Annotated in this window: 19 protein-coding genes; 10 read left to right on the top strand and 9 right to left on the bottom strand. The window is 62.3% G+C overall.

What is annotated here, in order from left to right; genetic code table 11:
* Positions 1–152: 152 nt before the first annotated feature.
* The 5 genes from OQE56_RS20090 to rpmH all read right to left on the bottom strand — a co-directional run bounded on the left by OQE56_RS20090 (position 153) and on the right by rpmH (position 6696).
* Positions 153–2702, bottom strand: coding sequence for an FtsK/SpoIIIE family DNA translocase (locus tag OQE56_RS20090; RefSeq protein WP_323748591.1), 2550 nt, complete (start codon positions 2700–2702; stop codon positions 153–155).
* Between the two features lie 108 nt (positions 2703–2810).
* Positions 2811–4151, bottom strand: a complete 1341-nt coding sequence (gene mnmE / locus OQE56_RS16185; RefSeq protein ID WP_267225682.1) for a tRNA uridine-5-carboxymethylaminomethyl(34) synthesis GTPase MnmE — start codon at positions 4149–4151, stop codon at positions 2811–2813.
* Between the two features lie 236 nt (positions 4152–4387).
* On the bottom strand, positions 4388–6088 hold the full coding sequence (gene yidC / locus OQE56_RS16190; protein ID WP_267225683.1) for a membrane protein insertase YidC: 1701 nt from the start codon (positions 6086–6088) through the stop codon (positions 4388–4390).
* A 58-nt stretch (positions 6089–6146) separates the two neighbouring features.
* Positions 6147–6545, bottom strand: a complete 399-nt coding sequence (rnpA, locus tag OQE56_RS16195; RefSeq protein ID WP_267225684.1) for a ribonuclease P protein component — start codon at positions 6543–6545, stop codon at positions 6147–6149.
* A gap of 13 nt (positions 6546–6558) precedes the next feature.
* Entirely contained in the window at positions 6559–6696 is a 138-nt protein-coding gene (rpmH, locus tag OQE56_RS16200; RefSeq protein WP_019464789.1) for a 50S ribosomal protein L34, read from the bottom strand.
* A gap of 214 nt (positions 6697–6910) precedes the next feature.
* Here rpmH and dnaA point away from each other — a divergent pair, with 214 nt between their 5' ends.
* The 9 genes from dnaA to OQE56_RS16245 all read left to right on the top strand — a co-directional run bounded on the left by dnaA (position 6911) and on the right by OQE56_RS16245 (position 17400).
* Entirely contained in the window at positions 6911–8266 is a 1356-nt protein-coding gene (dnaA, locus tag OQE56_RS16205) for a chromosomal replication initiator protein DnaA (RefSeq protein ID WP_267225685.1), read from the top strand.
* A gap of 246 nt (positions 8267–8512) precedes the next feature.
* A complete protein-coding gene (gene dnaN / locus OQE56_RS16210) occupies positions 8513–9613 on the top strand; it encodes a DNA polymerase III subunit beta (RefSeq protein WP_267225686.1) in 1101 nt (366 codons plus the stop codon).
* Between the two features lie 96 nt (positions 9614–9709).
* On the top strand, positions 9710–10789 hold the full coding sequence (gene recF / locus OQE56_RS16215) for a DNA replication/repair protein RecF (RefSeq protein ID WP_267225687.1): 1080 nt from the start codon (positions 9710–9712) through the stop codon (positions 10787–10789).
* Positions 10790–10867: 78 nt separating this feature from the next.
* Positions 10868–13285 carry a DNA topoisomerase (ATP-hydrolyzing) subunit B gene (gene gyrB / locus OQE56_RS16220; protein WP_267225688.1) on the top strand — a complete coding sequence of 806 codons (2418 nt, stop codon included), beginning with the start codon at positions 10868–10870 and terminating at the stop codon, positions 13283–13285.
* Between the two features lie 321 nt (positions 13286–13606).
* Positions 13607–14896, top strand: coding sequence for a tetratricopeptide repeat protein (locus OQE56_RS16225; RefSeq protein ID WP_267225689.1), 1290 nt, complete (start codon positions 13607–13609; stop codon positions 14894–14896).
* 315 nt (positions 14897–15211) lie between these two features.
* Entirely contained in the window at positions 15212–15757 is a 546-nt protein-coding gene (locus OQE56_RS16230) for an energy transducer TonB (RefSeq protein WP_425601640.1), read from the top strand.
* Between the two features lie 49 nt (positions 15758–15806).
* Complete coding sequence (locus tag OQE56_RS16235) at positions 15807–16553, top strand: MotA/TolQ/ExbB proton channel family protein (RefSeq protein ID WP_074549498.1); 747 nt, start codon at positions 15807–15809, stop codon at positions 16551–16553.
* Positions 16554–16564: 11 nt separating this feature from the next.
* Positions 16565–16978, top strand: a complete 414-nt coding sequence (locus OQE56_RS16240) for an ExbD/TolR family protein (RefSeq protein WP_267225691.1) — start codon at positions 16565–16567, stop codon at positions 16976–16978.
* Between the two features lie 5 nt (positions 16979–16983).
* On the top strand, positions 16984–17400 hold the full coding sequence (locus tag OQE56_RS16245) for an ExbD/TolR family protein (RefSeq protein ID WP_267225692.1): 417 nt from the start codon (positions 16984–16986) through the stop codon (positions 17398–17400).
* Positions 17401–17521: 121 nt separating this feature from the next.
* Here the strand turns inward: OQE56_RS16245 and OQE56_RS16250 are convergent, their stop codons facing one another.
* Positions 17522–18265, bottom strand: coding sequence for a pyridoxine 5'-phosphate synthase (locus OQE56_RS16250; RefSeq protein WP_267225693.1), 744 nt, complete (start codon positions 18263–18265; stop codon positions 17522–17524).
* Between the two features lie 72 nt (positions 18266–18337).
* Complete coding sequence (locus OQE56_RS16255; RefSeq protein ID WP_323748592.1) at positions 18338–18979, bottom strand: 4'-phosphopantetheinyl transferase family protein; 642 nt, start codon at positions 18977–18979, stop codon at positions 18338–18340.
* Between the two features lie 118 nt (positions 18980–19097).
* Here OQE56_RS16255 and OQE56_RS16260 point away from each other — a divergent pair, with 118 nt between their 5' ends.
* Entirely contained in the window at positions 19098–22562 is a 3465-nt protein-coding gene (locus OQE56_RS16260) for a PAS domain-containing hybrid sensor histidine kinase/response regulator (protein WP_267225695.1), read from the top strand.
* An 89-nt stretch (positions 22563–22651) separates the two neighbouring features.
* Here the strand turns inward: OQE56_RS16260 and OQE56_RS16265 are convergent, their stop codons facing one another.
* The gene (locus OQE56_RS16265) at positions 22652–23323 is read right to left on the bottom strand and encodes a response regulator transcription factor (protein ID WP_267225696.1); all 672 of its coding nucleotides are present in this window, start codon (positions 23321–23323) and stop codon (positions 22652–22654) included.
* Between the two features lie 85 nt (positions 23324–23408).
* Positions 23409–25349, bottom strand: coding sequence for an acetate--CoA ligase (gene acs / locus OQE56_RS16270; RefSeq protein WP_267225697.1), 1941 nt, complete (start codon positions 25347–25349; stop codon positions 23409–23411).
* Positions 25350–25502 lie beyond the last annotated feature (153 nt).

A 25502-nucleotide genomic window follows, 5' to 3' on the forward strand; every position in this document is an offset into this window, starting at 1 on the left:
TACCGTCGATCGACTTTGTAGGAGCGCACTTGTGCGCCACAAACCTACAGTGCGACGACGAAGGAACGCGAATCGATGCAACCAACGAGCGACGACGCACGGTGAGTGCCGCGGTCGCGCACGCGTGCGCTCCTGCAAAAAGAACAAGGCGCCTAGTCTGATGGCCCCGGCGCAATCACTTCGCGCTGCCCATTGATGCCCATCGACGAGACGAGGCCGGCCGCTTCCATAGCTTCCACCAATCGCGCGGCGCGGTTGTAGCCGATGCGGAACTGCCGTTGCACGAACGAAATCGACGCGCGACGCGAACGCAACACGAACGCGGCGGCCTCGTCGTAAAGCGGATCAAGCTCGGCGTCGGCGCCTTCTTCCCCGAACAACTCACCCGAACCTTCGCTCGGCGGTCCGGCAAGAATCTCTTCCTTGTAATCGGGCTCGCCATAAAGCTTGAGGTGCGCCACGACGCGGTGCACTTCCTCGTCCGCCACGAAAGCACCATGGATGCGCTGTGGATAACCGGTACCCGGCGGCAAGAACAACATGTCGCCCTGGCCGAGCAGACTCTCCGCGCCCATCTGGTCGAGGATGGTGCGCGAGTCGATCTTCGAGGAGACCTGGAAGGCAACGCGCGTCGGGATGTTCGCTTTGATCAAGCCGGTGATCACATCCACCGACGGCCGCTGCGTGGCAAGGATGAGATGGATACCTGCCGCACGCGCCTTCTGCGCAAGGCGGGCGATCAGTTCTTCGATTTTCTTGCCGGCGACCATCATCAGGTCAGCCAACTCGTCGATTACCACCACAATCATCGGCAGGGTATCGAGCGTCTCCGGCACTTCCGGATGCGCGGGGAACGGATTCATCAACGGACGTCCAGACGCCCGTGCCTCGCGCACCTTTTGATTGAATCCGGCGAGGTTGCGCACACGCAAATCCGACATCAGGCGATAGCGGTTTTCCATTTCGCCGACGCACCACGCAAGCGCGTTGGCCGCCAGCTTCATGTCCGTCACCACGGGCGCGAGCAGATGCGGAATACCCTCGTACACCGAGAGTTCCAGCATCTTCGGATCGATCATGATCATGCGCACGTCATCAGGCGTGGCCTTGTACAGCATCGACAGGATCATCGCGTTCACCGCGACCGACTTGCCTGAGCCCGTGGTGCCGGCGACCAGCATGTGCGGCGCCTTGGCAAGATCGGTCACCAACGGCTCGCCGGTGATGCCTTTGCCCATCGCCAGCGTGAGCAGCGAATCTGAATGGCGATAGACCGGCGAGTCGAGAATTTCCGATAGCGCGATCATCTGGCGCTGCTCGTTCGGAAGCTCCAGGCCCATGCAGGTCTTGCCTGGAATGGTTTCGACGACGCGAATCGAGCTTCGTCCCAGACCACGCGCGAGATCCTTCATCAGCGCGACAATCTGGTTGCCGCGCACGCCCACCGCCGGTTCCACCTCAAAGCGCGTGATCACCGGACCCGCTGACGCACCCACGACGGTGACGGGCACCTTGAACTCGCGCAGGCGCTGTTCGATCAGTTCGCCGGTTTCTGTCAGTTGCATCTCGTCGACAGCGGCGATCTCCATGCGCGGAGGCGCCAACAACGACAGCGGTGGCAGTGGCATGGCCGGGCGCGGATGATGCAAGGGCGCAGCGCGCGACTCTTGTACGACGGCCGCTTCGTTAGCTTCGTCATCGTTGGCCGCCATCCGTCGGGCGGGCGCTACGGACATCGGGCTCGGGGCAGGAGCTGGCAGCCCGGTGTCAATGGCTGCGGCTTCTTCGAGCGGATCCTGTACGTCCATGGCATCGGCATGCACGGGTGCGGGCGCGATGGGCGCGCTCAGCAACATGTCCTCGATGACGTCGGCATACGGCGATACCGGCAACGGGGCCGCAACAACAGGCGCCACCTCCACCGCGGGCACAACAACGGCCTGTGCCGTTGCTGCCGTTGCCGGCGCACTTGCCGTCATCACCGGCGCGGGCCGGAGCACCGAAGCAGGGGTGGCCGGCGCCGCCTGACGGGCATGCCTGGGCAGCAACCATGGTTCGCGAATGACCTTCTCTTGCTTTGCCGCCTGTTTGACCCGCGACATCATGGGCGTCGATGTGACGGGAGCAACGGGCTCAACCACGGGCGAGGTCGCCGCGGTCGGCATGGTCTTGGCAGGCGCGACACGCTTGGCCACTTGCGATGTACGACGCGCTTTCGGCACCGGGCGATCAACGCGGCGTACGGCACCTCGCGTCCGACGCACCGATGGCGCTTTGCCGCGGCGCGCGGCTATGGCATCCACGATGTGCTGCAACAACGCGGCGAGCCGATCCACCGCCGCGGAAACCCGCCCGAACACCATCGGCCAACCCACGCCCAGATACCAGGGCAGCGCAGCGCCCAACAGCGCCAGCATCAGGATCGCGGTGATGGGCCCACCAAGGACGCCAGCAAAGGCATGCGAGAGCGCCCGGCACGCCACGCCACCTGCTTGCGGATCGTCCGTGTACTGATCGATGACGAGGCCTTCCAGCGTGGCGCTGGTCATCAGCACCAACGCTGCGCCCAACCAGAACCGTATCGTTCCCTGCCCACCGGGCGTCAGCGCACGGCGGGTCAGCAGACTCCTGCCGACACGCCAGAGCAAGGGAATGAGCCAGAGAGTGGACAGGCCGAAGCCGCCGAAGAGGAATGTGAGCATGCCTGAGTGTTCGATACGACCGCGTGCAAACTCAGCATGTTAGCGCCAACGCATAAGGAGCGTCAGCAGATGACGCCGTAACGGCCTGTAATGTATGGCAACGTGCCGCTATTTGCCAATGCAGAACGAGCTGAAGATCGCGCCCAGCAGGTCGTCGCTGGTGTAGGTGCCGGTGATTTCGCCCAATGCCTGCTGCGCCTGACGCAGCTCTTCCGCGGCGAGTTCACCAGCACGGGTAATGCGCAGCACCTCATCGGCGCATGCCAGATGCGTCGCCACTTGCTCCAACGCCAGCACATGGCGGCGGCGGGCACTAAAGGCGCCTTCGCCACTGCCGGCGCCAGCCAGCTGCTTCAGGTGATCGCGCAAGGCATCCAGGCCCGCGCCGGTTTTCGCGGATGCCCAGACCCAGATCGCATCGGCGCGAATGTCATAGCGCGGCGCGTGCCGGTCGAGGTCAATCTTGTTGATCAGCACGATGCGCTCGACGCTTGCGGGCAAATCGGCGAGCAAGGTGAGATCGTGACCGGCGTGCTCCGCATCGGTCACCAGCAACGCGACGTCGGCGCGTGCGAGTTCACTGTGCGCACGGCGCACACCTTCGCGCTCGACAGGATCCTCCGTTTCGCGCAGACCTGCGGTATCAGCAAGTTCGAGTGCGATGCCATCGAGGTTCAACTGTTCGCGCAATACATCGCGCGTTGTGCCGGCGATATCGGTAACGATGGCGCGATCGCTGCCTGCGAGTGCATTCAACAGGCTGGACTTGCCTGCGTTTGGACGTCCAATGATGGCCACCCGCAAACCATCGTTAAGCCGAACGCCGCGTTGCGCTTCGCGCAGAAGTGCTTCGAGCCGCTCTCGAACGGCATGCAGTTGCTGCATGATCGCCGGGTCGGCGAGGAAATCGATTTCCTCCTCGGGGAAATCAATCGCCGCTTCGATATGCACACGCAAGGCAATCAATGCCTGCAGCACCTCGTGCACCTTGTGCGAGAACGCACCTTCCATCGAGCGCAGCGCGGCGCGCGCTCCCGCTTGTGAGCGTGCGGCGATCAGGTCGGCCACGGCTTCAGCCTGGGCCAGGTCAAGTTTGCCGTTGAGAAATGCGCGCTCGGTGAATTCGCCTGGTCGCGCCAGCCGTGCGCCCATCGCGCACACGCGGCGCAGCAGTGCATCGAGCAGCACCGGGCTGCCGTGCCCCTGCAGTTCCAGCACATGTTCGCCGGTATAGGACGCAGGGGCAGGGAAGTAGAGCAGCAAGCCGCGATCGATCAGTTCGCCATCGCGTTCGCGGAAAGCGGTGAAGTGGGCACGCCGGGGATCGGGGTCTCGGCCTAGCAATTCGCAGGCAATGCCAGGAACCGCGGGGCCCGATACGCGCAATACACCGACACCGGCGGCGCCGGGTGCGCTGGCAATAGCGGCGATCGTGTCGGTGTGAGTCATGAGGGGAATTATGCGGTTTGCGCCAGGGAATACGAAAACGACCAATCCTTCCTGACTGTCATCCCGGCGCAGGCCGGGATCCAGTAGCGAGAGCATTGGGCTATCGCGTTAACGTTCGATGTATCGGCGCCGTCGCGAAGACCGACCATTGCCGAAACTGGATCCCGGCCTGCGCCGGGATGACGAGCAAGAAAAAGGCCGCATCAGCGGCCTTTTTCCCCGAAGCCTTTCAGCCGTCAGGCCGCCTTGGCTTTCTCTTCCGCGCGATCCACGCTGCGGGTGATCAACCACTGCTGCGCCAGGCTGGTGATGCCGTTCACCACCCAGTACAGCACCAGGCCAGCCGGGAAGAACAGGAACATGAAGCCGAAGATCACCGGCATCACCTTCATCATCTTCTGCTGCGCCGGATCCATGCCCGCCGCCGACGGCGACAGCCACTGGGTGGCCAGCATCACCAGGATGTAGATCACCGGCAGCACGAAGAACGGATCGGGCGCGGAAAGATCGTGGATCCAGCCGAAGAACGGCGCGTGACGCAGCTCCACGCTTTCCATCAGCACGCGGTACAAGCCGAAGAACACCGGCATGGTGATCAGCACCGGCAGGCAGCCCGACATCGGGTTGACCTTCTCCTTCTTGTACAGCTCCATCATGGCCTGCTGCATCTTCATCTTGTCGTCGCCGTAACGCTCCTTGAGAGCAGTCACGCGCGGCTGCAGCTTGCGCATCTTGGCACCGGAACGGAACTGCGCAGCCGTGAGCTTCCACAGCACGGCCTTCAGGCCCAGCACCAGCAGGATGATGGCGATGCCCCAGTTGCCGCTGATGGCGTGCAGCTGCGACAGCAACCAATGCAGCGGCTGCGCCACGACGGTGAGCCAACCGTAATTGGTGGTCAGGTCGAGACCCGGCGCCACCTGGTCAAGCGTGCCCTGCAACTTCGGACCCATATAGAGGCGCGAGGCGGTGGTCACGCTCTGGCCCGGTGCCACGCTGAGCGACGGACCCACCGCGCGGATCAGGTACACCGGCTGCGCCGTGTCCGGATTGATCACGCTGGTGCTATAGGTGTTGGCGTCCTGCGCCTGCGGAATCCAGGCGACGAAAAAGTAGTGCTGCAGCATCGACGCCCAGCCACCGGTGATCGCGTGGTTCAACGGCTTTTTGGCGAAGTCCGCAAACGGCAGGGTGGTGAGCTTGTCTTCCGGGCTGTACCAGGCCGCGCCGTAGAAACTGTGCGAAGAGGGATCGCTGAAGTTCTGCCACCAGCTCTTCTGCTGAGCCGGGGCCACGCGCTGCAGCTGCTGGTAGGCGTTGCCCTGCCATGCCGCGCTGCCGCCGTTTTCGATCTTCTGATCCATCGTGACGACATAGCTGCCGCGCTTGAGCGCGAAGGTCTTGGTGACCTTGAGGCCGGCGGCATCCTGCCAGGTCAGGTCGACCTTCAGCTCGTCCTGACCCTGCGCCAGTGCATAGCTGGTCTGCGCCGCCTGGAACACGGCGCGATGATCGGGCGCCTGACCCTGGTTGCTCACCAGGCCGCTCTGCGCAACGAAGTACTGCGCTTGCTCGTCATCGAGCAGGCGAACCGGCGCAGGTTCCGGCGTGGCCTTGGTGCGCGGTACCGCCGGATACTGCAGCAGTTCCGAACGCACCACGGTGCCACCGCGCGTGTCGACCGTGAGCCGCAGCATGTCGCTGGTCAGCGTGATCAGCTGAGCGGACGCTTCATTGACCGTGCCCGGCACGGCAGCCGGTGCGGCGGTACCGCTGGCACCCGGCACACTGCCGTCAGCGCTGGCAGGCGCACCGGCGGTGGATGCGGCAGCGACGGCAGCCGGCGGTTGCGGGCTGTAATCCTTCTCCCAGGCCATGAACAGCATGTAGGCCACAGCCAGCAGGGCGAAGATGAGGAACGTACGCGTTTGATTCATCGCGGAGCAGATCCGGTGGATGCCGCGACAACGGGCCGCGGAAGAGGGTGAAAAAAGGTCAACGTACGATTGTGCCGGTCGGGTCGTCCGGCTTCAACGTGGCCTCGACTTTGACGGAACGCAGTTTCTTCCACAGGAGCTGCAATTCGGCGAGCAGCTCAGGGCCGGGCAGGCCGCAGGCCTGCTCGCGCGCCATCACCATAAGGTCGACGGGCGGAAGCTCAAGACGGGCGCGGCGAAAAGACTCGCGGACAAGGCGCTTGATGCGGTTGCGATCAACCGCGCGCTTGGAGACGCGCTTGGAGATGGCCAGGCCCAGGCGTGGGTGGCCGAGGTCGTTGACCCGATAGCGCACAGAAAAACAGCGGCCGCCGAGGCGGCCGCTGGCTTGTCGCAGAGCAGCGAAATCACCGGCGCGGCGGAGCCGCGCCTCGCGCGGCAAGCCGGCGGCAGGCATAGATGCCCGCCGCTTACGGGATCAGACGCTTACGACCCTTGGCGCGACGTGCGTTCAGGATCTTGCGGCCATCGGCCGTTGCCATACGAGCACGGAAGCCGTGGGTGCGGGCACGCTTGAGCTTGCTGGGCTGGAAGGTCCGCTTGGACATGGCTTCCTCCGAAGTTAAGTTGGTAAAAAGGTTGGAAATTATGAAGTGCCCAGATCCCCTCTGTCAAATAGGGGTATTTTCGGGGTTGACAAAAGGCTGTTTACTTCCTGTGGATATCCATGTGGATATCCATGCCATGAAGGGGGCTGCGTGCTGCTAGACTTTCCGGTCCACCCCGCGCGAAAGCGCCCCTTTCAGTGGTTGAAGAATTCCCATGAGTGATCTGTGGCGGCGCTGTCTCGAGCGTCTCGAGGGCGAATTGAACGCCGAAGACCTGCATACGTGGCTGATGCCGCTGCAGGCACGCGACGACACCCATGGCCTGCAGCTGTTTGCGCCCAATCCATACACCCTGGAGACGGTGCGCGAACGCTATCTGGCACGTATCGAGACGGTGATCAGCCAGCTGACCGGCCATGAGCTGACCGTGCGGCTCGAGGTCGGCTCCAGTTCGCCGCGCGCCACGCCCAGCGGCAAAGCGGCGGCACCGGCTCCCCCGGTTCCCGCCAAGACGGCGCCGGCGGTGGCCGAAACGCCTGCCCCCAGCTTTACCCACAACCTGGACCCGCACTACACCTTCGAAACATTTGTCGAAGGCAAGTCGAACCAGCTGGGCAAAGCAGCCGCCATGCAGGTGGCAATGAACCCTGGCCGCGCCTACAACCCGTTGCTGCTTTACGGCGGCACGGGCCTCGGCAAGACGCATTTGATGCATGCCACCGGCAATCTGATGCGCGAGCGCAATCCGGATTTCAAGGTGCTGTATCTGCGCTCCGAGCAGTTTGTCGGCTCGATGATCGAAGCGCTGCGCACCAAGAGCATGGACGAGTTCAAGCGCCGCTTCCGCTCGGTGGACGCGCTGCTGATCGACGACATCCAGTTCTTCGCCGGCAAGGACACCACTCAGGAAGAGTTTTTCCACACGTTCAATGCGCTGTTTGAATCCAAGCAGCAGATCATCCTCACCTGCGATCGCTATCCGAAGGAAGTGGACAAGCTGGAGCCGCGCCTGAAGTCCCGGCTGGGCTGGGGCCTCTCGGTGGCCATCGAACCGCCGGACTTTGAAACGCGTGCGGCGATCCTGCTTTCCAAGGCTCACGACAAGGGCGTGGCGGTAGGGGAGAACGTGGCGATGCTGCTGGCCAAGCGCATTCGCTCCAACGTGCGCGATCTGGAAGGCGCGCTCAACACGCTGGCAGCGCGCGCCAACTTCTACGGTAAGCCCATCACCATCGATTTTGCCGAGGAAACCCTGCGCGACCTGCTGGCCACGCATGCTCAAGCGGTGACGGTGCCCAACATCCAGAAGATCGTCGCCGACTATTACCAGGTGCGTCTGCAGGATCTGCTGTCCAAGCGACGCGTGCGTTCGCTGGCTCGCCCGCGTCAGATCGCCATGGCGCTGTCCAAGGAACTCACGGAGCACAGCCTGCCGGAAATCGGCGAGGCGTTTGGCGGCCGCGACCATACGACTGTGCTGCACGCCTGCCGCACCATCAAGAAGTTGTGCGAAACCGACACGCGGATGCGACAGGATTGGGAACAGCTGATCCGCATCCTCACCGGTTGATACGGCGGCTGTGCACTAATGCCTTGAAAAGTACTGTGGCAAGCTGTGGATAATAGGTGGACGATTTGGATGGCTAAGTTATCCACAATTGGCCCACAATCATCAGGCTCTTTGGAACACAATGTGAAAATCGTCTAATTTGTTGATTTTCATAGTGAATTTCGATTTAAAAAGTTATCCACGCCGCCTACCACCACTACAGAACTTCTTTTAAAAACAGAAAAGCAGGATTGGGGAAGCGCATACATGCAATTCAGCATTCAACGAGAAGCTCTGCTCAAACCGTTGCAGCAGGTCGTTGGCGTCGTCGAACGTCGCCAGACGCTGCCGGTGCTGGCCAACCTGCTGGTGAAGGTCGCCGACGGCAAAGTGTCGATGACGGGTACCGATCTGGAAGTGGAAATGATTGCCACGACGACGGCTGACAAGCTGGTCGACGGCGAAATCACCATTCCAGCGCGCAAGTTGTTCGACATCGTCCGCGCATTGCCTGATGGCGCTCAGATCGAACTGAAGCTCAACGGCGATCGCGTGGCGATGAATGCGGGACGTAGCCGCTTCACGCTGGCCACGTTGCCCGCCACCGAGTTCCCGACCATCGATGAAATAGAGCTGGTTGAGCGGGTCTCGCTCCCGGAAGAAGTGCTGCGCGATCTCATGGAGCGCACGGCCTTCGCCATGGCCAATCAGGATGTGCGCTACTACTTGAACGGCATGCTGCTGGATCTCCAGGAGCACACGCTGCGTTGCGTGGCCACTGACGGTCATCGGCTGGCTCTCAAGGAGACCAAGCTGGAGAGCAAAGTTTCCACGCGTCGCCAGATCATCATTCCGCGTAAGGGCGTGAACGAGCTGATTGGTTTGTTTGAAGCAGGGGATGGCGAGGTCGAGCTCGAGTTCGGCCGTAACCACCTCCGTGTCCGCCGTGGCGACGTGGTGTTTACCTCCAAGCTCATCGATGGCCGCTTCCCGGATTACGAAGCGGTGATTCCGCTCGGCGCGGACAAGCATGCGACGCTGGATCGCGAAGTGCTGCGTGGCGCGTTGCAGCGTGCGGCGATTCTTTCGAACGAAAAGTATCGCGGCGTGAAGCTGGAGCTTTCACCGGGCAAGCTGCGCATCGTCGCTCATAACCCGGAGCAGGAAGAGGCCGTGGAAGAGGTTGAGGCCGATACGCCCGTGTCGGATCTCGCCGTGGGCTTCAATGTCGGCTATCTGCTCGATGCACTGGCTGCGCTTCGCGGTGAGCGTGCTCGTCTGAACCTTCGTGATGCGCAGTCGAGCTGTCTGGTTCAGGAAGACGATAGTGATCAGGCCCGCCACGTGATCATGCCGCTGCGCCTCTGATGACGGTTTCTCGTTTGCCTAAGCCGGGCAAGCCACCATTGAACGCCGGAGTTGTCGCCAGACGCTCCGGCGTTTCTGTTTACGGAGTTAGCTGAGATGTGGCTGGAGAGCCTGCGTATTCGAGGGCTGCGTTGCCTGGGGGACGTCTCGGTACCGTTGGCACCGGGGGTGACCGTCTTTGCCGGCCCCAATGGGGCTGGGAAGACGAGTCTGTTGGAAGCTGCGTTTCTGCTGTCGCATGCGAGATCCTTTCGGGCTGGTGCTAAAGACGCGCTGTTGCAGCGTGGTGCCGATGGTTTATCGGTGTTTTCGGAGTTGCGGCATGCGGATGGCCGCGGGCGGCGGCTGGGGTTAGGGCGTCAGGGTGTGCGCTGGGAAGCCCGCATGGATGGCGAAGCGGTGACGCTCAGCGAGCTGGTGGGGGAGTGCGCCGTGGTTTGTTTCGAGCCCGGCTCGCATGCCTTGATCGCGGGAGGAGCCGAAGAACGTCGCCGCTACCTGGATTGGGGTGTGTTCCACGTGGAACACGAGTTCATTCTGGCCTGGCGGCGGTATCAGCGGGCGTTGAAGCAGCGGAACACCTTGCTTCGGGCGTCCAATCTGGTGCCGGAAGCTCAGTTCCTCCCCTGGGAAGCCGAACTCGACTCAGCCGCCACCACCATTGATGCCCTTCGACAGGTTTATTTGGCGGCTCTTCGCCCCCATATCCAAGCGGCAATGGCGGGACTATTGCCCGAGCTCGGGGAAGTTGAATTGCGCTACCGGCGCGGTTGGTCCGAAGAGGTCCCCCTGGGGGAACTTCTGGCTTCCCAACGGGGTAGGGATCTGGCCCGCGGGCACACCACCATCGGGTCACACCGCGCAGACTGGTCCCTTGCCTTCGAGCATGCGCCCTTGCGTGAACATCTCTCGCGCGGCCAGGAAAAGCTGACAGCGTTGGGCTGCACGCTCGCGCAGGCGGCCTTATACGCTGAGCGGCGGGGCGAGTGGCCTGTGGTATGCCTGGACGATCTGGCTTCGGAGCTCGATAAGGCTCATCAGGCAGCGGTGGTCAGCCAGCTAAGGGCCGTAGGAGCCCAGGTATTGGTTACGGGAACAGAGGTTCCGGACGCGCTACAGACCGGTCCGACCCAGGTGTTCCACGTGGAACAAGGTCGTATCAACCCCCTGCTATAATCAATCGATTAAGTCCCCAGCCCGGCCTTGCATGGCGCCGAACCGGGCGGGTTAAGGCGCCCAGGAATCGGTCACCGAATGAACGATAAAACCTACGACTCAAGCAACATCAAGGTTCTGAAGGGTCTGGAAGCGGTGCGCAAGCGCCCTGGCATGTACATCGGCGATACCGATGACGGCACCGGCCTCCACCACATGGTGTTCGAAGTCGTCGACAACTCGATCGATGAAGCCTTGGCAGGCTACTGTGACCACGTGACCGTCACCATCCTTGAGGATGGTTCGGTAAGCGTCAGCGACAACGGCCGTGGCATTCCCGTGGATGTCCACCCGGAAGAGGGCCGTTCCACCGCCGAAGTCGTCATGACCGTGCTGCATGCAGGCGGCAAGTTCGACGCCAACTCGTACAAGGTGTCCGGCGGCCTGCACGGCGTGGGCGTGTCCGTGGTGAATGCGCTCAGCTCGCACCTGTGGCTGACCATCTACCGCGAGGGCAAGGAGTACCAGCAGGAATACGCCCATGGCGAGCCGCAGTACCCCATCAAGCCCGTGGGCGACTCCAGCAAGCGCGGCACCACGGTGCGCTTCCTGCCCAGCACCGGCACGTTCACCAACGTGGAGTTCCACTACGACATCCTGGCCAAGCGCCTGCGCGAGCTGGCGTTCCTCAACTCGGGCGTCACCATTGACCTGAAGGACGAGCGGGGCGAAGGGCGCCACGACACCTTCGCCTATGAGGGCGGCATCAAGTCATTCGTACAGCACCTGGCCCAGCTCAAAACCGCGCTGCATCCCAACGTGATCAGCCTGAGCGCCCAGCAGGAAGGCATTTCGGTCGAACTGGCGATGCAGTGGACCGATGCCTACCAGGAAACGATGTACTGCTTCACCAACAACATCCCGCAGCGCGACGGCGGCACCCACCTCACCGGCTTCCGCGCCGCGCTGACCCGCTCGCTGCAGGGCTACATCGAGAAGGAAGGCCTGGCCAAGAACGCCAAAGTCGCGCTGTCGGGCGATGACATGCGCGAAGGCCTGATCGCCGTGCTGTCGGTGAAAGTGCCTGACCCGAAGTTCTCCTCGCAGACCAAGGACAAGCTGGTTTCCTCCGAGGTGAAGACCGCGGTGGAGCAGGCCGTCAACGAGAAACTCGGCGAGTTCCTGCTGGAGCACCCGAACGAAGCCAAGGCCATCGCCTCCAAGGTGGTCGACGCCGCTCGTGCGCGCGAAGCCGCCCGCAAAGCCCGCGAGATGACCCGCCGCAAGGGTGCGCTGGACATCGCCGGCCTGCCGGGCAAGCTGGCCGATTGCCAGGAGAAAGATCCGGCGCTGTGCGAACTGTTCCTGGTCGAGGGTGACTCCGCAGGTGGCTCGGCCAAGCAGGGCCGCAACCGCAAGACCCAGGCCGTGCTTCCGCTGAAGGGCAAGATCCTCAACGTCGAAAAGGCTCGTTTCGACAAGATGCTGGCCTCCGCCGAAGTCGGCACGCTGATCACCGCGCTCGGCACGGGCATCGGCAAGGAGGAGTACAACCCGGACAAGCTGCGCTACCACCGCATCGTCATCATGACCGACGCGGACGTGGACGGCTCGCACATCCGCACGCTGCTCCTGACGTTCTTCTACCGTCAGATGCCCGAACTGATCGAGCGCGGCCACGTCTACATTGGCCTGCCGCCGCTCTACAAAATCAAGCAGGGCAAGACCGAGATGTACCTGAAGGACGATGCGGCGCTCAACGGCTACCTCGTCAACAGTGCCGTCGACGGCGCGGGGCTTCAGCCTTCAGCCGATGCGCCGGCGATCTCCGGGGAACCGCTGGAAAAGCTGCTGCGCGACTACCAGACCGCGCTCGACCAGATCGAGCGCCTCGGCCATCGCTTCGACGCCACCGTGCTCACGGCGCTGCTTGAACACACAGCGCTGGAGACTGCGCTGTGGAGCGACCCGGCGGCGATGCAGGGTTGGCTGAAGGGTGTGGAATCGCGCCTGGCTGCCAGCGGCCTCGGCAAGCCGCGCTACCGCCTGGCTTTGCGTCCGGCCGAAGGCGAACAGCCGGCGGCCGTCGAAGTGGTGCGCGAGCAACATGGCCTCAGCCATACCTGGTTGCTGCCTCAGCCTTTCTTTGGCAGTGCGGAGTTCCGCCCGGTCCTGCAGGTCAGCCAGCAGCTGGCGGGCCTTGTCCAGGCCGACGCCGTGGTTCGTCGCGGCAACGGTTCGCGCGGCGTGCAGAGCTTTGCCGAAGCGCGCCATTGGTTGCTGGAAGAGGGTAAGAAAGGCCGCATGATCCAGCGCTTCAAGGGTCTGGGCGAAATGAACCCGGAACAGCTGTGGGAAACCACCGTCAATCCGGAAACCCGCCGCATGCTGCAGGTGGGCATCGAAGACGCCTTTGCGGCGGACCAGATGTTCTCCATGCTGATGGGCGAGGCGGTGGAGCCGCGGCGCGACTTCATCGAAGCCAACGCGCTCAAGGTGGCCAATCTGGACATCTGACGCAAAGGCCGACGGCGGCGCACCCGGAACCCCGGTTGCGCTGCCGTTGGCCTCTTCTTTGGCGTCGTGTACTAACGCATTAATACGCTAATTTAAGTCGGGAAAAGCCCTGCCGATAGCAGCTTTCCAAGGCCATAAAGTCATGGGTGACATCGGCCTTCCGCTCGAAAATGAAGACCAATCGCGCGCGTATGGCTCAACTTATTGATTCTTAACAATCTTTGTTGTGGCACTGCGACTTGTTATCTGCCGCCGAGTCAGGTTACGCTCAGCGATCCCCCGCGTTGTCGACGCGTGAAACCTTACACCCTGAGGACTGCCATGAAGCGTGTTCCCCTGATCAAGATGCTTGCCGGTACGGCGCTGGCGCTGGCCGTGGTGAGCACCCCGGTCATTGCGGGCAACAGCTCTTCCAAAGACAAGAAGGAAGCGCTGTATCCCAACGCCACCCGCACGGAACCGAAGCTGGACCTCACCAGCGATAAGGATCAGAAGGCCATCAACGAAGGCCTCGACGCGGTCAACAACCAGGATAAGGCCAAGGCAGAGCAGATCCTTCAGCCGATCGTTGACAACAGCAAGAGCAAGTACGCTCAGGCGCTGGCCCTGCAGGGTCTGGCCAACGTGCACTACAACGACGGCGACGTGAAGGGCGCCATCACCTTGCTCAAGAAGGCGCTCGACAACGGCGTGATGCCGAACGACACCTACTTCCAGCTCCAGTACATGCTCGGCCAGTTCTACCTGGCCGACGAGCAGTACCAGCTCAGCGTTGACACCATCGAGAAGTGGCGCGCTGAGGGCAAGAAGGAAACGGCCGAGTCGTACGCGCTGGAAGGCAATGCGTACTACCGCCTCGAGAAGTATCCGGAAGCGATCGCCGCCATCAAGAAGGCGCAGTCGATGACCGACAAGCCGAACGACAGCTGGAACCAGATCCTGCTCGCTTCCTACTCGGAGTCCGGCCAGAGCGACCAGGCTGCCCAGGTGGCACAGCAGCAGCTCGCCTCCAACCCGAATGACGCCAACGCGCTGAGCAACACCGTCGCTGTGCTGATGCAGGCCCAGAAGTATCCGGAAGCGATCGCGCTGATGGAAAAGGCCAAGGCCGCCGGTCAGTTCAAGACCGAGAAGGACTACGTCAATCTGGCCAAGCTCTACCTCGTCACCGGTCAGGACAGCAACGATCCGAAGACGCCGGCTGGCAAGGCTGCCGCGACCCTGCAGGAAGGCATGAGCAAGGGTGTGGTGACCGCTTCGGCTGAGAACTACTCGCTGCTCGGCGCAGCCGCTTATATGTCTGACAACACCTCAGCGGCGCTTGCTGCGTACCAGAAGGCTATCCCGCTGGCGAAGGACGGCGAAGCGAATATTCGCGCCGGCCAGCTGTTGATTCAGGAAAGCAAATTCAGCGAGGCCAAGAGCCTCATCCAACAGGGCATCGACAAGGGCGTGCAGCACAAAGGCACCGCTTATATGTTGCTGGCCGAAGCGTGTCGTGGCCTGAAGGACAAGCCGGGCACGATCGCAGCCATGGAAAAGGCGGCACAGGATCCCGAAACCGCAGCCAAGGCGAAGGCCTGGCTGAAGGCTCAGGGAGCAAGCAAGTAAGGCATGGTTGTAAGGCCTGGGAGACGCAGCCGTATGGACGTCTATCCGCCTCCCAGGTGCTATACAAACGCCATGTGCTGTTGTACCGTTGAAACCTTTCCGTGCTCGCGTCCAGTGGCAAATGTCATCCCTTGGATCGATATTTTGCCAGCAGGAGCTGTGACCACGTCTCACCGATCTATTAGCTCCAGATAGTGACAGATGGCCTCAAGTAACGAAGCAACCGGCCAAGGGCCGTTTAATTGGAGGCGTACCTGGGCGCTGGCAGTTGCCATCGCGATCCATGCGTTCGCGTTCCTGTTGCTGGTGGCGCCTATGGCACCGCCGAAGCAGGTGCAGAAGGAAAAGGAACGCACCGTCCAGGTAAACTTCATCGAGCCCCCGCCGCCGCCGCCGCCGCCGCCGCCGCCGCCGCCGGAGCCGCCGAAGCAGCCGCCGCCGAAGATCATCACGCAGGTGAAGCCGCCGCCGACCCCGCCGCCGCCGGCTCCGCCGCCGGCTGTCGAGGAGCGGTCCGCCAACGCGGTTGCGGCAGCGCCTCCGGCACCGCCGGCACCGCCGGCCGCGCCGAGCGACATTGCAGCTGGTCAGGACGTCAGCTACAACAGCCGTATCCAGCCCAAGTATCCGCCGCAGGCTATCCGCCAGCGTCACGAAGGCACGGTTACGCTGATGATTCTGGTCTCCGTGGACGGCACGCCTAAGGACATTAAGGTGGAAGCGTCCAGCGGTTATCGCGAGCTGGATCAGGCCGCGATTGAAACGGCACGCAAGTGGCGCTTCAATCCGCAGATCAAGAACGGACAGAAGGTGGAAGCTTTCGTCCGCGTCCCGGTCAATTTCAATCTCAATCAGCTGTAACTCCGGTTACGGTCAATCAGTTCACGCTTGACTTTCCAAGGGTAGCGTTATGTTCCTGCAAACTTCTCCGGCCCCCGCGGGCGGTACCACCAACGCCGAAGCCATGAAGTCGATGGGCTTCGACCACCTTATCCACAACTTCGATTTCCTTGGCTGGATCGTGTTCGTGGTGCTGGTGGTGATGTCCTTCTCCTCCTGGTACTTCATCGTCGCCAACGCGATCCGCAACTCGATGGTTCGCGGCCGCGCCGACAAGGTCATCAACGGTTTCTGGTCCAATGGCTCCACGCAGGACGCCATTCGCGAACTCGAAGCCCAGCCCAAGGGCGAACCATTCTCGAAGATCGCTCTCGACGCCGCTTCGGCCGTCGCTCACCATCAGCAGGCTTCGGCCGGCGGTGGTCGCCTCGCCGAGTCGCTGAGCCGCTCCGAGTTCATCGATCGCGCCCTGCGCCAGGCCGTGGCTCGTGAGAGCCTGCGTCTGGAAGGCGGCCTGACCCTGCTCGCCACGGTCGGTTCGTCGGCACCGTTCATCGGTCTGCTTGGTACCGTGTGGGGCATCTACCATGCGCTGATCAAGATCTCCGCGTCGGGCAACGCTTCGATGGAAGCAGTGGCCGGTCCGGTGGGTGAAGCTCTGATCATGACCGCCTTCGGTCTGTTCACCGCTATCCCGGCCGTGCTTGCCTACAACTTCTTCAACCGCTCCAACCGCCTGACCTACGCTCAGTTCGACGAGTTCGCGCACGACCTGCACGACTTCTTCGCTACCGGCGCTCGCGTCGAAGGCAAGTGAGGGATTGACCCATGGCGATGAGCACTGGAGACAGTTCCGGCGGCCCGATGTCGGAAATCAACGTCACGCCGCTCGTCGACGTGATGCTGGTGCTCCTGATCATCTTCATGATCACGGCACCGCTGATGTCCCACCGGATCACGGTCGATCTGCCGACGGCTAACCCGAAGGTTTCGGATTCGGAACCGGTTACGCCGATGGATCTGGCCGTTAAGCCGGATGGCACGATGTACCTGGATGACGTGGAAGTCACCGAAGCGGAACTGAAGTCGAAGTTCGCGGTTGCGGCGCAGCAGTCGCCGCAGCCCGAGCTTCAGATCCGCGCGGACAAGACCACGGAATACAAGATCGTGAAGAAGGTCCTGGCTGACGCTAAGGGCCAGGGCATGGTCCATGTCGGTTTCATCACGACCGGCAAGGAGTAAGAGTCATGGCATTTAGTTCTGGAAGTGGTAAGGGGCCGATGGCTGACATCAACGTCACGCCGCTGGTCGACGTGATGCTGGTGCTGCTGATCATCTTCATGATCACGGCGCCGATGCTTACCCACAAAGTGAAGATCGATCTCCCGCAGCCGAATCCCAACGTCATTCAGCCAGAGAACCCGCCGGAGCCGGTTCGCTTGAAGATTGACCAGTCGGGCGCGCTGTACTGGAACGACACGCCGGTGGACGAGCTGGGCCTCAAGGCACAGCTTGCCGTGATCGGTGGTCTGGGCGATCCGGCCAAGCAGCCGGAAGTGCAGATCAACGCTGACGACGGTGTGGCTTATGAGCATGTGGCCCGCGTGTTGGCCGATGCGAAGAGCTACGGTCTGACCAAGATCGGCTTCACTGAAGGCGAGTGATTCCGAAAGGAATCGCAGTAACACTACCCTTAGAACCCCCGCCTGGTGCGGGGGTTCTTTTTTTGCACGGGTGGTTCTGGAACCGGTAAGACGTACAGACGTCCAGACGGCTATTCGTTGATCAGCGAAGGATTTGAAGATAGTTGCGTACGGTCGGCGCGAGGCCGTCGTACAACGCTTCGCCGATCAGTGCATGCCCGATGGAAACTTCCGCCAGCCCGGGAATGGCGGCCTTGAATGTACCGAGATTGGCCTGGCTCAGGTCGTGACCCGCATTGACGGCGAGGCCGGCATGCAACGCGCGGCGCGCCGTATCCGCGCAGCGCTCCAACTCATCCTGCACATGACCTTCCGCGAAGGCTTCGGCGTAAGGGCCGGTGTAGATCTCGATGCGCTGAATGCCGATCGCTACGGCAGCTTCGAAACCGATGGCACCCGAATCCACGAACACGCTCACGCGACAACCGATATCGCGCAACTCGGCAACCAGCGGACGAAGCGTATCGATATCGCGTGTGAGGTCGAAGCCATGGTCAGAGGTAATCTGACCGTCGCTATCGGGCACCAGCGTCACCTGCGTCGGGCGAGTCTCGCGGGCGAGCGCAATCAGGCCGGGATACGAGCCACGCGCGGGCGCGAAAGGATTGCCTTCGATGTTGTACTCGACACGCCCGCGCACCAGGCCGGCAAGCGCACGCACATCGTCGGGACGCACGTGGCGCTGATCAGGACGCGGATGCACGGTAATGCCGCCGCAGCCAGCATCGATACAGGTGTGGGCGGCGCGAAGCATGTCCGGTTCGGTGCCGCCGCGGGAATTACGAAGAACAGCAATCTTGTTGACGTTGACGCTAAGCAGGGTCATGGGAAGAACATTACTCGCAGCAAGGGCGGCGCCTGGCGCCACAACAACAGCGGGTTGCACACAGTGCGCCGATCAGCCGGCGTCGACAAGTGTCCACTGACGGACTCGGCGTGGCGGGCCCAGCCAGGCCAGCGTGCCGATATGAGCGTCGTCCAGTGTGAGCCGTCGCAACTGCCACCGGTTCGCCTCATGGCCATCCAATCGGCCTAACACGGGCACATCGGACGAACCGCTAATGCTCAGGCGATGAAGGCCAAACGCCAGACCTCGCCCCAGCGCTTTCAACACCGCCTCCTTCGCCGTCCAAAGTTCCAGGAACGCGCGATCACGCTGCTCCGGCGGCAAGGCCTCGAGCGACGCCGCCTCGTCTGGACTGAAATAGCGCTGAGCGATGAGCACTGCCCTCGGATGGGGGCGCAAACGCTCCAGATCGACCCCCGGCGTCACCCCCCGGGCGATAGCGATAAGCGCCTGGTCGTGGCTGTGCGACCAGTTGAACGAGAAAGCGTCGCCCGGCGCGCCGGCGAGCGCCGGGCGTCCGTGCGCGGAAATTTCCAACTGCACATCATCCGCCGGCAGGCTGAGATAAGCTCCCAGCATGGCCAGCAATGGTGCGCGTCCGGTGTGGTGGTCGTAGGCCAGCCGCCAGACATGTATCTCGTCATCGCTCAGCTGCTCTGCTACTTTCGCTGGCGTCTGGCCGTCCGTCGTCATCATCCCTCCATGTTGCCGGGTGAATGGCGATACTTACAAGCGTGGCGGGCGCCCCCAGGCGCGTATGCCGCCCGGTCTCTTTCCCAAGCACGGAAGCGCTCGCTACGGAGAATCAGGTTTGATCGCCGGATGGCTGCTGCTGCTGGTTTCGCTGCTCTACGTGGGCCTGCTGTTTATAGTGGCCTACGCCGGAGACCGGCGGCCGCTTTATCCCCGGCAGCCGCGGCTGCGCCCGATCGTGTACAGCCTGGCGCTCGCCGTGTACTGCTCGTCATGGACGTTTTATGGCGCGGTCGGTACGGCAGCACGCGAAGGCCTGGGCTATCTGCCCATTTATCTCGGTCCCATCCTGCTCTTCGTATTCGGCTTCGGGTTGTTGCGGCGATTGGTGCTGGTTGCGCGCCAGCGCAACATCACCTCGATCGCTGACTTCATCGGCGCCCGCTTCGGCAAGTCGCACGGTCTTGCCGCTCTCGTGGCGATCATCGCGGTGATCGCCGTCGTGCCGTACCTCGCTCTGCAGTTCAAAGCTGTAGCGATGTCGTACGCAGTACTGGGTGATCTGGGTGTTCCCGGCGCACCGCAGTTTGGCGACGCTGCACTGTGGTGCGCCATTCTGCTGGCCACGTTCTCCATTCTGTTCGGCACGCGCACCATCGATGCCACCGAACATCATCACGGCATGATGTTGGCGATCGCCGTCGAGTCGCTGATCAAGCTGGTGGTGTTCATCGCGCTGGCCGGCTACGCACTGTGGCGGGGACCTGGCTTGTTGAGTACCGCACACCTGCCTTTGCAGCAGCTTTCGCAGGGCGTGTCGCCGGGCTTCCTTGCGCAAACATTGTTGGCCTTCACGGCGATGTTCTGTTTGCCCCGCCAGTTTCAGATCGGTGTGGTGGAGTGTGAAGACCCCAAGGATCTCACGCGCGCTCGCTGGCTTTTTCCGGCGTACATGGTGATCGTAAGTCTCGCGGTGCTACCCATCGTGGCTGCTGGCTTGCATCTTCCACAGGTGCAGATGGGCAACAAGGATGCGTGGGTGCTCACCCTACCCATGGCGCACGGCGATCGCGCCATGGCGCTGCTTGCCTTCCTCGGTGGTTTCTCCGCCGCGACCGGCATGGTGATCGTGTCTTCCGTGGCCTTGTCGACCATGATCAGCAACGATCTGGTCATGCCGATGCTATTGCGCGTGCGTCGCTTCAAGCTCGACCAGCATGCCGATCTGTCGCAGCTTGTGCTGCTGGTGCGCCGCATAGCGATCATTGCGCTCGCTGCGATGGCTTATGTGTATCACCGCGTCGTGGCGGATTCGGCGAACCTCGCGGCCACAGGTCTCCTGGCGTTCGCGGCGGTGGCGCAGTTCGCCCCGGCCATCGTCGCGGCCTTGTACTGGCGTAGCGCAAGCCGCAAGGGTGTCGCTGTTGGCCTCGCTGCAGGTTTTCTGGTGTGGTGCTACACCTTGTTGTTGCCGGCCATGAATCGTGCCGCGCCCTGGCTGGATAGCGGCCCCATGGGCCTCAGCTGGTTGCAGCCTCAAGCCCTGTTTCACCTGAGTGGCTGGGATCCGGTGATGCACGGCACGTTCTGGTCGCTGCTGGTCAATGTCGCCTGCCTTATCTTTGTTTCGCTGCGCTTCCGTCCGACGCTGGAGGAGCGTTTGCACGCCGCGATGTTCATCGATCCCTACGCTATCGACAGCCGTGGCGCAGGCGATTGGCGCGGTCGCGTCGCGGTGGCGGATTTGCGCACCATTGCCGAACGCATCGTGGGCGAACGTACCAGCCAGCGTGCATTCGATGAGTATGCGGAGCGACGAGGCAAGCCACTGCAATCGGGCGAGGCCGCTGATCGTGCCCTGATCCAGTACACCGAACGTTTGCTGGCCTCGGCCGTCGGCGCAGCTAGCGCGCGGCGCATTTTGATGGGTGCGCTGTCGGGTTCCGGTCTGGATATCGCCGAAGCCATGGCCCTGATGGACGAGGCCTCGCAGGAACTGCGCTTCAACCGCGAACTGCTCTCCACCACGCTGGAGAATGTATCGCAGGGGATCAGCGTGGTGGACGCCGGCATGCGACTCGTCGCATGGAACCGGCGTTACCTTGAGTTGTTCGACTATCCGGATGGCATGGTCTATGTCGGCGTACCCGTGGCCGATCTGATCCGCTGGAACGCTGACCATGGCGAATGCGGTCCCGGCGAGGTAGAGGCGCATGTCGGCAAACGCATTGGCCATATGCGCGCGGGTTCGCCTCATTTGTTCCAACGCATCCGTCCCGACGGCTCGGTGATCGAAATGCGTGGACGTGCCTTGCCGGGTGGCGGTTATGTCACCACCTACACCGACGTCACCGCGTATAAACATGCCGAGCAAGCGCTGATTGAAGCGAACGAGAACCTCGAGCAACGCGTTGAGCGACGCACCGCGGAGCTCAGTGAAGCGCTCAGCGCCACGGCTCATGCGCGACGCGAAGCAGAAGCGGCCAACGCGTCGAAGTCACGTTTCCTTGCAGCAGCCAGTCACGATTTGTTGCAGCCATTGAATGCTGCTCGATTGTTCACGTCTGCACTGCGCCAGCATCCGGGACTGGATACGGAAGCGGAGCAGCTGGCTGAGCGCATCGATGCCTCCTTCCGTGCGGCGGAAGATCTGCTCGATGCACTGTTGGATACGTCACGTCTGGATGCGGGAAGCTATCGCGCGGATGTCAGCAACTTCGCTCTGGCCGATCTGTTCGATTCATTGAAAGCGCAGTTCGCAGTCGTCGCTGAGCGTCGTGGCTTACGCCTGTGCGTGGTGTCGACACGGCTTGCCGTACGCAGCGATCCGCAGTTGCTGCGCCGTGTGCTGCAGAACTTCATTTCCAACGCGCTTCGCTACACGCGGGAAGGTGGCGTTCTGCTGGGCGCGCGGCGCGTAGGTAGTGACGTGCGTATCGAAGTGTGGGACACCGGCCCGGGCATCGCGGAAGAACAGCGTGCACGCATCTTCGGCGAGTTCCAGCGACTCGACCGGCCATCGCCGTGGGGAGAGAAAGGCCTGGGTCTTGGACTCTCCATCTGCGAGCGTATCGCGGGCATTCTGAATCACCATCTGGAACTTGAATCGCGCGAAGGTAAGGGCAGCCGGTTTGCCGTGCGCGTGCCGCGTGCCGAAACCGCCGTACCGCGGCGCCGCACCGTTGTGCATCCGATTTCCAACGAGCAACTGCCGCTCACTGTTCTCTGTCTGGACAACGACCCTTCGATTCTCGACGGCATGCGCGCGCTGCTACAGCGCTGGGGTGTCGATTGCCGCACCGCGCTCGATGTGGTGGAAGCCCAAAAGGAGCTGCAGCGCGGGCGTATCGACCTCATTCTTGCCGACTATCACCTAAGCGATGACATGGATGGATTGCAGGCGTTGCAACAACTTCGCACAGTGACAGATGAACTTCCGCCCGTAGCGATGATCACCGCGGACGGCAGCAGCGAGCTCAAACAGCGTGCGCGAGCACTGGGTTATCCGTTGCTGCACAAACCGGTGCGGCCGGCTGCATTGCGGGCGTTGCTGAGTGCCTTGGTCAGACGGCAAACGGCTTGAGAGCCAGGAGTGAGTGAAGAGAAGTGAGGAGTGAGAGTGCAAATGCTCTCTCTCGTTTCTCACTACGCATTACTCACTCTTCGTTCTCACTATTCGTCGTCATCTGGCAACGACGGCATCGCTTCCTGGTCGATGGCCAGATGGCTCGCTGCCAGCGCGACCTGTGTGCGGTTGTTGACGCCGAGTTTGCGCATGATGGCAGTCATATGCGCTTTTACCGTGGCCTCCGACACGCCAAGGTCATAGGCAATCTGTTTGTTGAGCATGCCTTCGGCGATCATGGTGAGCACGCGGAACTGCTGTGGCGTGAGTGTCGCTACGCGGACAGCCACCGCCGCCTCGTCTGCTTTCAGTTCGACACCGCCACCGACCAGCTGGTGTGGTAGCCACACATCGCCATCCAACACCTTGCGGATGGCGGTGATGATGTCTTCGCCCGGCGTGGATTTTGGAATATAGGCAGAAGCGCCATGCGCGAGTGCGCGACGCGCCACCTGCACATTTTCGTGTCCGGAGACCACGATGGTCGGCAAGCCGGGAAACTGTCCGCGAATATGGGCGAGCGCTGAATAGCCGCGAGCACCGGGCATATGCAGATCCAGCAACAGCAACTCTGCATCGGGATATTGCTCGATCAGGCTGAGCAAGGAATACACGCTGTCCGCACAGTGCACGCTTGCGTCGGGAACAGCGGCCACCACGGCGCGTTGCAGGGCGTCGCGGAACAGGGGATGGTCGTCAGCAATCAGTACGTCGGGCATAAGGACCGAAAATAGTGAAGAGAAGTGAGTCGTGAGAGTGGCTAGCTCATGCTCTCGTTAATCACTCCTCTTCACTCACTCCTTGTTATTTGATGAGTCGTTCGTCGACAAGGTTCTTCACCACGCCAGGGTCGGCCAGTGTCGAAATGTCGCCCAGCTGGTCCGTGGCGTTCTCGCCGATCTTGCGCAGGATGCGGCGCATGATCTTGCCTGAGCGCGTCTTAGGCAAACCCGGCGCCCACTGCAGATAATCCGGTGTGGCGATGGGGCCAATTTCCTTGCGCACCCATGCGATCAGTTCCTTGCGCAATTCGTCGCTGCCCGTTTCGCCCGCCACCAGGGTCACATAGGCATAGATGCCCTGGCCCTTGATCTCGTGTGGACAACCCACGACGGCGGCTTCCGCGACCTTTGGGTGTGCCACCAGCGCACTTTCGACTTCGGCCGTGCCGATGCGGTGGCCGCTGACGTTGATCACATCGTCGACGCGGCCGGTGATCCAGTAGTAGCCATCGTCATCGCGGCGCACGCCGTCGCCGGTGAAGTAGTTGCCCGGATAGGCGCTGAAATACGTATCGATAAAACGCTGGTGGTCGCCATACACCGTGCGCATCTGGCCCGGCCACGAGTCGGTGATCACCAGGTTGCCTTCGGTCGCACCCTGCAGCACGTTGCCGCCGGCATCGACCACCGCCGGCGTGATGCCGAAGAAAGGCTTGGTTGCCGAGCCAGGCTTGGTATCGATGGCGCCTGCCAGCGGGGTAATCAGAATGCCGCCCGTTTCGGTCTGCCACCACGTATCCACAATCGGGCAACGCTCGTCGCCCACCACGCGGTAGTACCACTCCCAGGCTTCCGGGTTGATCGGCTCGCCCACCGAGCCAAGCAGACGCAGCGAGGCGCGCGACGCCTTTTTCACCGGACCTTCACCCTCGCGCATCAACGCGCGGATCGCGGTGGGCGCGGTATAGAAGAGCGTGACCTTGTGCTTGTCCACCACGTTCCAGAAGCGGCTGGTGTCGGGGTAGTTGGGCACGCCGTCGAACATCACCGTGGTGGCACCGTTGGCGAGCGGGCCGTAGACCACGTAGCTGTGGCCGGTGACCCAGCCCACGTCGGCAGTACACCAGTACACATCATCCTCACGCAGGTCGAACACCAGTTCATGTGTGTAGCTGGCGAACACGAGATAACCGCCCGAGGTGTGCAGCACGCCTTTCGGCTTGCCGGTGGAACCCGACGTGTAAAGGATGAACAGCGGGTGCTCAGCGTCCACCGGGGTCGGCGGGCAGTCAGCCGATTGGCCGTCCATCAGCGTGTGGTAGTAGCGGTCACGCGGCGATTGCATCGGCACGGCACTGCCAGTGCGGCGCACCACGATCACGGTTTCCACGCTGTTGGTGCCGGGGCGCTCCAGTGCGGCGTCGACATTGGTCTTGAGCGGAATCTTCTTGCCACCGCGCGTGCCCTCGTCGGCCGTGATCACCACCTTGGCGGTGGAGTCGGCGATGCGGCCGGCCAGCGAATCGGGCGAGAAACCGCCAAACACCACCGAGTGAATGGCACCGATGCGCGCGCAGGCCAGCATGGCCACGGCAGCCTCCGGGATCATCGGCAGATAGACCGCCACGCGATCGCCCTTGCTGACGCCAAGATGCTTCAGCGTGTTGGCGAACTTGCACACCTCGGCGTGCAATTCCTTATAGGTGATGTGGCGCGAATCGTTGGGGTCGTCGCCCTCGAAGACGATTGCGGTCTTGTCGCCCCGCGTGGCGAGGTGGCGGTCCAGGCAGTTGGCCGAGACATTCAGCTCACCGTCCTCGTACCAGCGGATGTGCAGGTTGTGGGGATCGAAGGAGACGTTCTTGATCTTGGTTGGTGCTTTGGTCCACTGCAGGCGCTGGCCCACCTTGCCCCAAAAGCCCGCCGGATCGTTCACCGATTCGGCATAAAGCCGCTCGTAGTCATCCTTCTTGATGCGGGCATTAGCGGCGAACTCGGGCTTGACGGGGTAGAGCTTGGTCATCGTAGGGCTCCTGCGGCCGGGCCTCCCCCTGCCGCCTCTATCGGTGGACGCCACACAGCACCGTTGCTATGCAGCAAGCCTCGAGTGTAGCGGCTGGCCGGTGATCGGTACGTTTCGGCTTGCTTTCGACTTTGGTCGAGGTTCGACCAATGG

It is taken from the genome of Dyella silvae (genome assembly GCF_026421305.1).
Classification (GTDB): Bacteria; Pseudomonadota; Gammaproteobacteria; order Xanthomonadales; family Rhodanobacteraceae; genus Dyella; species Dyella silvae.